General features: G+C 60.6%; 10 protein-coding genes and 1 pseudogene. 5 read left to right on the top strand and 6 right to left on the bottom strand.

Going from position 1 to position 8,497, the window contains the following annotated elements; translation table 11 throughout:
• Positions 1-163: 163 nt before the first annotated feature.
• From KBY99_RS04560 to KBY99_RS04575, 4 genes are all read right to left on the bottom strand, one after another.
• Positions 164-307 (bottom strand): chlorophyll a/b-binding protein, encoded by a 144-nt coding sequence (locus KBY99_RS04560; protein ID WP_254997593.1) that lies wholly within the window; start codon positions 305-307, stop codon positions 164-166.
• 305 nt (positions 308-612) lie between these two features.
• Entirely contained in the window at positions 613-873 is a 261-nt protein-coding gene (locus tag KBY99_RS04565) for a hypothetical protein (RefSeq protein WP_254997625.1), read from the bottom strand.
• A gap of 54 nt (positions 874-927) precedes the next feature.
• The gene (locus KBY99_RS04570) at positions 928-1,134 is read right to left on the bottom strand and encodes a Nif11-like leader peptide family natural product precursor (protein WP_254997595.1); all 207 of its coding nucleotides are present in this window, start codon (positions 1,132-1,134) and stop codon (positions 928-930) included.
• A gap of 149 nt (positions 1,135-1,283) precedes the next feature.
• Positions 1,284-2,225 (bottom strand): RimK family alpha-L-glutamate ligase, encoded by a 942-nt coding sequence (locus tag KBY99_RS04575; RefSeq protein ID WP_254997597.1) that lies wholly within the window; start codon positions 2,223-2,225, stop codon positions 1,284-1,286.
• A gap of 237 nt (positions 2,226-2,462) precedes the next feature.
• Between KBY99_RS04575 and KBY99_RS04580 the strand changes: the two genes are divergently transcribed.
• From KBY99_RS04580 to KBY99_RS04595, 4 genes are all read left to right on the top strand, one after another.
• A complete protein-coding gene (locus KBY99_RS04580) occupies positions 2,463-3,413 on the top strand; it encodes an esterase-like activity of phytase family protein (protein WP_254997599.1) in 951 nt (316 codons plus the stop codon).
• 7 nt (positions 3,414-3,420) lie between these two features.
• A complete protein-coding gene (locus KBY99_RS04585; protein ID WP_254997601.1) occupies positions 3,421-5,604 on the top strand; it encodes a PhoX family protein in 2,184 nt (727 codons plus the stop codon).
• A 217-nt stretch (positions 5,605-5,821) separates the two neighbouring features.
• Positions 5,822-6,343, top strand: a complete 522-nt coding sequence (locus KBY99_RS04590) for a DUF2811 domain-containing protein (protein ID WP_254997603.1) — start codon at positions 5,822-5,824, stop codon at positions 6,341-6,343.
• A gap of 4 nt (positions 6,344-6,347) precedes the next feature.
• Complete coding sequence (locus KBY99_RS04595; RefSeq protein WP_254997604.1) at positions 6,348-6,632, top strand: hypothetical protein; 285 nt, start codon at positions 6,348-6,350, stop codon at positions 6,630-6,632.
• Between the two features lie 61 nt (positions 6,633-6,693).
• Here the strand turns inward: KBY99_RS04595 and KBY99_RS04600 are convergent, their stop codons facing one another.
• The gene (locus tag KBY99_RS04600) at positions 6,694-7,473 is read right to left on the bottom strand and encodes a response regulator (RefSeq protein WP_254997605.1); all 780 of its coding nucleotides are present in this window, start codon (positions 7,471-7,473) and stop codon (positions 6,694-6,696) included.
• A gap of 175 nt (positions 7,474-7,648) precedes the next feature.
• Positions 7,649-7,918, bottom strand: a complete 270-nt coding sequence (locus KBY99_RS04605) for a hypothetical protein (protein WP_254997606.1) — start codon at positions 7,916-7,918, stop codon at positions 7,649-7,651.
• Between the two features lie 458 nt (positions 7,919-8,376).
• Here KBY99_RS04605 and KBY99_RS04610 point away from each other — a divergent pair.
• A pseudogene (locus tag KBY99_RS04610) lies at positions 8,377-8,497 on the top strand (photosystem II q(b) protein); the annotation flags it as partial.

Raw genomic sequence — 8,497 nt, forward strand, 5'->3', positions numbered from 1 at the left:
AACAATCCAGGCACCGATAAGAACGATGGTGATTGCAGAAATCATCCAACCCTCTTGGCCAGGTCCGTAGGTCGGCTCAGCACGTAGATCGTCATTGCCGAAAGCACGGCGGTGATCAGAGCAACGACGGAGATTGCAGCGGTGTAGTCGGTTTCCATGACGCTCAACCCAGACCAATTTGGGAAAGGATGCCCTGACCTGTAAGGAGCTCGGTGCCAAGACCGATCACAAAGCCGAGCATGGCCAGACGGCCATTCCAGGTTTCAGCGAAAGCAACGAAACCAAAGCGGGAAGCGGACTCAGCCATGTCTGTTACGGATTGTTACTGCCAATGTAACAGGGTGTGAACGGTTGTGGCAAGGGGGAGAAATACGTGCATCCGCTCTGGCTGACGGGCAGGGCCGCCGGAGATGCGGCCCCCGCCTCTGAAAGGGGGCTAGCCGTTACGACCGAGCTGAATCCTGAGGGGCAAGGGGATCTGGAAGCCCCTGCGTGATCGCCAGGGCTCGTTTGTAGATGGCACTTGAGGTTGCCCCTGCCGCCTCCATGGCGATCCGCATGTTCTGCCAGTAATCCAGTGTTTTGGCTTGAGTCATCGGAGCTGCTGCGGTGTCAGGCGCAAACAGCTGCTGTGCCGCGGCGGCGGCCGAGCGGTTCGATCCATTCGTTCAGCACAAGCTTGTGCTGAACAAGACGGCTAGGCAGGCGGCACCCGAGGTTGATCTGCCCCTCGTCTACCAAGCGCCCCAGCCGAAGCGCTAGGGCTTCCTCGTGGCGAGCAAAGGCGCCTTGATGGGAGGTAACCCAGGAGATCTCATGCTCCGTGATCACACCGCTAGAGATCGACTCCAGAAAGACCTCCCCGACTGTCATGAGAGCCATGTAACTACTTCGTTACATGCTGTCGCGCCCAGCCTCGCTCCGTGGCTAGGTCAAGCCAGTGGCTCCTTGCGCTTCCGCTGCGTTGTGGTGCTCCAGCCAGGCGTTTTGTAGGTCAGCTCTGGTGAGCCGGTAGCCCAGCTGGCGGGCGGTGCGTAGGAGCTCCTGGCGGCTATGGCACTGGCGGAGGACCTGCTGGAGCGCCGGGCTGCTTTCTGCATCAGCCACCAACCGCTCCAGATCAGACCAGCTCATCTACTCAAAGCAGAGATGGGATCAAGCTCGCGTGAACTGGAGCCTGCTGCCAGGTTCCCTGAGGCACATTGCTGCGCATTGGCGTAATTGTGCAGCGTTGCGATCGCAGGAGCGATCTGCCGAGAGCACAACAAGCCAGTAGTAAGCAATCAGGTCGCGGCCTTCAGGGCTTGCAGTTGGGGATGCACTGGCGGCAAGAACTGCAGTGTTGATCTGCAGTGCTCAAGTACCAGGCGAGCCACGTTCAGGCCCGTGGCTGTCTCAAAGCCCTGAAAGCCTGGGGCGCTATTGACCTCGCAGATGCTGTAACCATCGCCATCAAACAGCAGGTCGACACCAGCTATGTCGAGGTTCAAGGCGGCGGCTGAATCGCGCGCTAGTCGCTCCAGCTCTGGGTTAAGCGGAAATGCCTGCCCATCCCCACCCCTACTGATGTTTGCCTTGAAACTGCCATCGGTGCTGCTGCGCAACATGGCGCCAATAACCTGGCCTCCAATTACCCATACCCGCAGGTCCTTTCCGGGTCTTGTACCGATGTACTGCTGCAGGATCAGGCTCTGGGAGCGATCCAGCCCGGAGACCAGCTCCATCAGGTCACGGAAGCTGGCTGGGTCACGGCTGAGCACAACCCCGTCGCCATAAGAGCCAACCAGCAGCTTGATGACACAGGGAAACCCAATTTGTTTGGCGACCAGATGGGGATCGACTGGAAAGCGCACCAACATGGTGCGTGGGATTGGCAAATTGCTCTGGGCGAGGATTTGGTGCGCATAGAGCTTGTCCTTGACCGCCTCGATGGCGCTGCTGCGATTCACCACAGCCACACCCAGGTGCTCCAGCTGGCGCAGGATCGCCAATGAGAAGTAATCCGTGCCACTACCAGTGCGGGGCAGCAAGACATCTGGGAGTTGAACCTCAGCGCCGCAGCGCCGAATTGATCGCCGGCCACCGCGGCTAACGATTAGATCGATTTCTTCTGGTGCGACGGTCTCAAAGCGGATGTCAAGAGCGCGCGCCTCCTCCCTCAACCGCGTCAGCTCAAAGGGTTCGACCATTCCGGTCGGTCGCTTTTGAAGCACCCAGAGATCCATTCCAGCCCCATCCACAAACTCACTTTTCTCGTGGCGAGGCCATGGCTACAAGCCTTTTCAGCACAGGGACACGCTGCAGGCGCAACAGGCAAAAGAGCTGTAGCTCTGCTAGAGCTGAAACTCTGCCGAACCTGAAGCATCCTTGATCCAATCCGGGCGGTGAACGTGATCGGCACGATGTCCTTCCAGTTCAAGCCCACCCCCACTGAAATATCCGCGTCGACCTGAGCACTCGCCATGGACGCACCCACACCCATTCCCCTGCCCTGTCCACTCTCTGCCGGCTGGGAGGTTGTCGAGCAGCGGCTGATCGAACCGAGCCAGGGGGGTGGCTTCTCGGCCGGGGCCTACCGCCCTGAAGTTGATGAGTTGTGGCTGCTGAGCGATGCTCCCCGCGGCAGCATCAGCCGCTGGCGTGGCTTCCGAGCCGGCGGACTGAAGGGTCTCGTGCCGCTGCCACCCCTACCGCTGAAGCAGCCGCAGCCCATGGACGGCGAAGGGCTGGTGGTTGAAGCCCAGCACTTTTGGGTAGCCACTGAGGGGCGGCTGCAACCTGAGCAACCTGCTGCGTTGCTCCGCTACGACATGGCCGCAGGTTCGCTTCTGAGTAGCCGGGAGCTGCCGCCAGATTGGCGCCTCCAACCCAAGCGTGGACTACGCAGCAATGGGGGCCCGGAGTCCCTGAGCCGTTCACCTGTAAACGGGGCCTTGCTGATGGCGGCTGAACAGCCCCTGCTGCAAGATCCACCTGATCGCGTACGGCTGCTGCACTGGGCGCCCGATGCCAGCGGCGCCTTGCAACCTGCAGAGCTGCGCCCCTTGGCCCTGCCACCTGGAGGTTGGGGGCTCACCGATCTGCTTGCCAGCAAGCAGGGACTGCTCGGTTTGTGGCGTCGGTTTACGGCACCCGATCAGTGGCAGGCGCGACTGGTGCTGTATCCAGCCAGCGCCATCGCAACCAGCAACGCTGACGCTCCCCCCGTGGCTCCACTGATCAGCTGGAATCTGCTGCAGCTCGGTCTTGCTTCAGATAACTGGGAAGTGCTGCTGGCGGCTCCGCCCCTTGGCGATGGCCGACCAAGCTTGCTGCTGGCGACCGACGACAACTTCAATCCCCTGCAACGATCACACCTTGCCCGGCTGGTGCCGCGCCAGCTGCCGGGCTGCTCAGCGCCACCCCAGCAATGAAACAGCAATGAATCGCTCCGCGCTCAAACGCCGCCAACTGCTCGAATTACTGGGCATCGGTGCTGGCAGCAGCGCCGCTGCCATTCTGCTGCCGCAGTTTGAGGTGCGCAGTCGCGGCACGGCAGGGGATGCTGGCCTGCCCTTTGTGCCCGTGCGTGCACCTCTGCCCTTGCCTGCTGACGGGCTGAGTGCGGCAGACCAACGGCGCATCTATCGGACGTTCAACGTCGACGACAAACTGCTGGTTCCCGAGGGCTATCGCGCCGAGCTGATCGCTGTCTGGGGGGATCTTCTCGCCACGGGTCGCTTTGGCTTCAACAACGACTACCTGGCATTCCAGGCCCTGCCTGGCGGAAAGGCCTTGTTGAGTATCAACTTCGAATACATCAGCCCGCAGACCTGGTCGGCAGGTTTTTCAGAAGCCGTGGGCACTACTCTGCCGCTGGAGCCTTTGCAGCAGTCCCTGGCCAGCCGCGGCGGCAGCGTGGACGTGGCCAGCCTGGCTGCGAACGACCCGCTGCGTTCGCTGATCGAGGCCGTGGCCCGTGCTGCCATGGCTGATCTCGGCATCGGCGTGCTCGAGCTTGAGCAGGGGAGCTCAGGCTGGCGCCGCCTCGGCGGCAGTCGCTATGAGCGGCGCATCGATGGGCTCAGCGGGCTCAGCCAGCAGGAGCAGGCACTGCGCTGCAGCGGTCCGGCGGCGGCGGTGTTCCGCCACAGCCAGCCGCTTGGCTACCGCGACGGCCTGGGTGATCGGATCATCGGCACCTTTGCCAATTGCGCTGGCGGCACCACCCCCTGGGGCACCGTGCTGAGCGCTGAGGAAAACTTTCAGTCGCAGGTACCCGAGGCCGTCTATGCCGATGGCTCGGCGGCTTCCCCCGAGAAGCGGCCGTTCCGCTGGGATGGTTCACGCCTCGACGGGCTCGGCAATCCCTTCGGGCTTGCCGGCAATAAGTACGGCTGGATGGTGGAATTCGACCCCCGCGAGCCAAGCAAACCCGCGGTTAAGCACAGTCTTCTGGGCCGCTTTCGCCACGAAGCCGTTGCCGTTGTGGCGCGGTCCGGGGAGCCGCTGGTGGTGTATTCGGGTTGCGATCGCCATGGTGGGCACTTTTACCGCTTTGTCAGTGAGGGGCTCGTGCAAGACCCGCTCGATCGCACCAATTCGCGGCTGTTTGCAGCCGGGCGCCTGGAGGTGGCCCGTTTCAACGCAGAAGGCAGCGGCACCTGGATTGCCCTGGAGGCCACTACGGCGGTGCAGCCGCAACCCCCCTGTCATTACGAGCGCTTTGGCTGGGAGCAACCGCTCGTGTTGCCCCACAGCGATCGCCAGCGCAGCGGCAGTGAAGCGCTCAGCAGCGATTCCGCACTGCAGGCCTACTGCAGCCGCTACAAAAAACTTGGCGATCTTTACCCGTTGGGCGGCGATGACGTGCAGGCGCAGCTGCGGCAGCAGGGGGCGATCTTGATTGATGCCCATCTAGCCGCCAACGCTGCTGGTGCCACCGCCTGCCCCAGGCCAGAAGACACCGATATCGACCCGATCAACGGCGACCTGCTGATCGCTTTCACGGCGGCGGGCCGTGATGACGGCGGCTGCAGTGATCCGGCGGTCTTTCGCGGCCCCAAAGGCGAATCCCTCTGGCCCCACGGTTGGGTGATGCGCCTGAGCGATGGTGGCGCTGGCCGAGGCGCCCGCTTCCGCTGGCGGATGGTGGCAGCTGGCGGCCTGCCCTGGGAGGGTGGGCTCGGTTTTAGCCATCCCGACAACCTCGCCTTCGACCCATCCGGCAACCTCTGGCTGGTGACCGATCGCTCTGGGGATGCCGACCTCGATGTGTTCGGCAACAACAGCTGCTGGCTGCTGCCGCGCGAAGGTGCAATGGCGGGACAGGCCCTCTGCTTTGCGATCGGTCCGGTGGGGTGTGAGCTTTGCGGGCCCTGCTTCGATAGCGAGGGCCGCACGCTGTTTCTGGCGGTGCAGCACCCAGGCGAGGGCCAGGGTGTGCGCCAAGGCAAGCAGGTGGAAGCCCAAGCCCACAGCCTGGTCGATCGAAACGGTCAACGCTTTGAGCAGCTGCGCTGGGTGCCGCTTGGCTCTAACTGGCCATCCGGTGTACCCGCCAGGCCGCCCAGGCCCGGGGTCGTGGCGATCCGTCGTCTCGACGGCAAAAACCTGCTGAGCTGAACGCTTGCGCCAGTTCTGCTATGCCTGGAAGGCTGAGCCCCAGCAACTGGAGGTAATTGATCAGTTGCGGCTCGACGTCGTTGCTGCGGACCCGGCGCTCTTTACCGAGGCCGCATCCTGGTGGCACACCGAGAGGTGCGACGCAGTGCGCCCCGCCAGCACCAGGATGACAAGGCATCTGGCACCGGCTACCGCTGGGGCAAGGCCTGCTCCGAAGATGAATACAACGTTAATCGGAGCCAAATACGGCGACAGCACAAGTACAGAGGCCCAGCTATCGGCCTTGCGCTACCCGGGGCTTACTGCCAACTTTGCGACCAATGTGATCGAGCAGCCCTGGAGCTGCAGATCAACCTGGGACGGCCGATCGCCATTCATAGCGACCCCAACTGAGAAGCTGATCTGGTGGCAGGTGCTTACACCGCCAACAGCAACGGCGCAGGGCAGCACTACAACTGGAACAACTGGTAGCCCATCCTTTGATTGTGAGCGCTTTGTCTTTAAGACCCTGGCGGTAGTGATCTTCACTCAGCTTTTGATCTATGCCCTTGCTGCTGGGGTGAGTGTGGCAAACCAGTTCCCAGAGGATCTATTTCAGGCGATGGCGCTATTCATCGTTGATCACCCGCAATGGGATCAGAACAGGCTGATGCAGCCCGTAGTGGTCAAGCACTACCTTGATGGATTGTTTCGCGGACCAAAGCAGGGGCCCGGTGAGCCGCAATCGCTATCAAGATGAGGCCATGAAACAGCTATCCGGCAAAAGCAAACCGAAGTGGCTGGTGCTGGCCAGTCAAATGCTGGCCGGTATCGTTTTTGTTGCCATGACCATCAGCGTTCTTCCGGCGCTGCTGCTTATGTCGCTTGTGACGGCCTTGCTGCTGATACCTGTCTTGAGACAGGTTCGCAAGGAGGCAGAAAAGTCTGGAATTGACCTGAATTCACCTCCAAAAAACATGGTCAATGTCACACCTTTGCATCGCCGCTTGCAGCAAGACCTCTGGAAATATCTTGGCCTTATACGTTGACTTTAGGGGGTGCTGCCGGGGCCAGTCCTTACTGCTTTATGGAGAGATCACGAGCATGGGCTCATATTTTGAGAGACATTTCTTCCTGGCTGCAGCGCCGAAACATGTAGCCTTTGCCTCGCGTTGTAAGAATAAGCTCGGGAACCTCTACGTCCTCCTCCACTTTTGCGCGCAGTCGTGATATGTGAACGTCTACTACTCGACTGTCATTAGATTTTGTGGGCCTATACCCCCAAACCTGCTCGAGGATGTCCAGCCGGCTGACTGGCTCACCCGCACGGTTAATCAATAGCTCTAGCAGGCTGAATTCCATTCCCGTAAGACGGATGCGCTCATCACCGCGATAGGCCTTGCGGCGCGTTAGATCAACTTTGAAATTCCCTACAAGCAGCCAATGACTGCTTGTAGGCTTGCGGTCAGCACCATTATTTGCTTGCTTGCCGCTTAGAAGGGATGGAGAGCTTCTTCTCAGCACACAGCGAATACGTAGCTCAAGCTCTTTAGGGCTAAACGGCTTGAGTATGTAGTCATCGGCGCCAAGCTTTAGTCCAGTGAGGCGGTCGCCTACATCACTTAAAGAAGTGAGCAAAATAATCGGCACCTCTGATTGAGCCCGGATCCGCTCGGTCACGGCGAAACCATCAAGCTCTGGCATCATCACATCAAGAACAAGTGCATCCGGCTCAAAGCTGCGGAAGAGTTCAAGAGCCTGCATGCCATTGACTGCCGCTGCCACCTCAAAGCCAGCTAAACGCAGCCGCGTTTCCAATATGCGCCGGATATTCGCCTCGTCATCGGCGATCAGTATTCGGATGGGATGGGTGCGACGTTCTGGGGTCAAGACACACCAAGCGCCGCAAGACGGGGGAATGAATAGGAGGAATTTCCGTTGATCGCGGATTACGAACAAGAATCGTCACATAGGCAGCTGTCCTATCCGCCGCCCCTTGCCCCTTCTCCTAACGGCGCAAAGCCTCAGCTTTTAGTTGCTGCATCAGCCACAGCAGCAGACCTACTCAGACCACCAGCTGGAGGTGCCGGCTGCTGAACAGCTCTCCGGTGCAGTTCACCGGCAATAACGACGAGCGACCAGCTCGGTACCAGCCATCTACCAAGGCAGCGCTGGAGCGGGGGTAGAGCTCTCCAGCCAAGATCCAGAGTTCGTCATGCAGCACCTGCGTCTGATCTGGTGTGCCTACGTACCAAGGCGCCTCTGGATCCTGTGACAGCTCCTCATGGAGCAGCAGGAGTCCCTCAAGTACGCAGTTTGCGAGCTCAGGTGTCATCGGCTTTGCTGGCCCCACCTTGCGGTGCGGCTACCCAAGAATGTCCATCCACGCACACCAAGGTGCGCCAGATCAAGCACTGGCCTCCAGCGGGTTGCCCCGCACGACGAAAGGGCCATAGCAAGGGAGGGCTGCCAGTGGAATAGCCGAGCAGCGCTGCGGCAGCCGATGCCACCTGTTGGGTGAATGAGCACCTCCGCTGCACCTGGGTCCCGGTGGCGGATCTTGTTGAGCTCTTTCCTGGGGTGACGCAGGAGCGACCCCGGTTAGGGGGTGATCAGCCGGGCTTGTCGGTGCCATCAGCCCTGGTGCGGCCCAATTGATCCTCCAAGTTGGCCGCAAGATGTGAATTGGTGTTAAGTTCAGATGAGCGAGCGGTTCCCGCCCCGCATCTACTTACTGCTTTCCTGCAAAGCCTTTCGGCATCTGTCAGGTAAGCACTTCCCCAAGCTGTTCTCATGACAACCACTATTCAGCAGCGCCAAGGCGCTTCTGCGTGGAACCAGTTTTGCGACTGGGTCACCTCCACCAACAACCGCCTCTATGTGGGCTGGTTCGGTGTGCTGATGATCCCCTGCC

It is taken from the genome of Cyanobium sp. Maggiore-St4-Cus (genome assembly GCF_024345615.1).
Taxonomy (GTDB): domain Bacteria; phylum Cyanobacteriota; class Cyanobacteriia; order PCC-6307; family Cyanobiaceae; genus Cyanobium_A; species Cyanobium_A usitatum.

Excerpts from the sequence above, each read along its gene's own strand:
- KBY99_RS04590 (WP_254997603.1), top strand. The coding sequence starts at position 5,822 with ATGAATACAACGTTAATCGGAGCCAAATACGGCGACAGCACAAGTACA.
- KBY99_RS04595 (WP_254997604.1), top strand. The coding sequence starts at position 6,348 with ATGAAACAGCTATCCGGCAAAAGCAAACCGAAGTGGCTGGTGCTGGCC.
- KBY99_RS04580 (WP_254997599.1), top strand. The coding sequence starts at position 2,463 with ATGGACGCACCCACACCCATTCCCCTGCCCTGTCCACTCTCTGCCGGC.
- KBY99_RS04570 (WP_254997595.1), bottom strand. The coding sequence starts at position 1,134 with ATGAGCTGGTCTGATCTGGAGCGGTTGGTGGCTGATGCAGAAAGCAGC.
- KBY99_RS04575 (WP_254997597.1), bottom strand. The coding sequence starts at position 2,225 with ATGGATCTCTGGGTGCTTCAAAAGCGACCGACCGGAATGGTCGAACCC.
- KBY99_RS04565 (WP_254997625.1), bottom strand. The coding sequence starts at position 873 with ATGACAGTCGGGGAGGTCTTTCTGGAGTCGATCTCTAGCGGTGTGATC.
- KBY99_RS04585 (WP_254997601.1), top strand. The coding sequence starts at position 3,421 with ATGAATCGCTCCGCGCTCAAACGCCGCCAACTGCTCGAATTACTGGGC.
- KBY99_RS04605 (WP_254997606.1), bottom strand. The coding sequence starts at position 7,918 with ATGACACCTGAGCTCGCAAACTGCGTACTTGAGGGACTCCTGCTGCTC.
- KBY99_RS04560 (WP_254997593.1), bottom strand. The coding sequence starts at position 307 with ATGGCTGAGTCCGCTTCCCGCTTTGGTTTCGTTGCTTTCGCTGAAACC.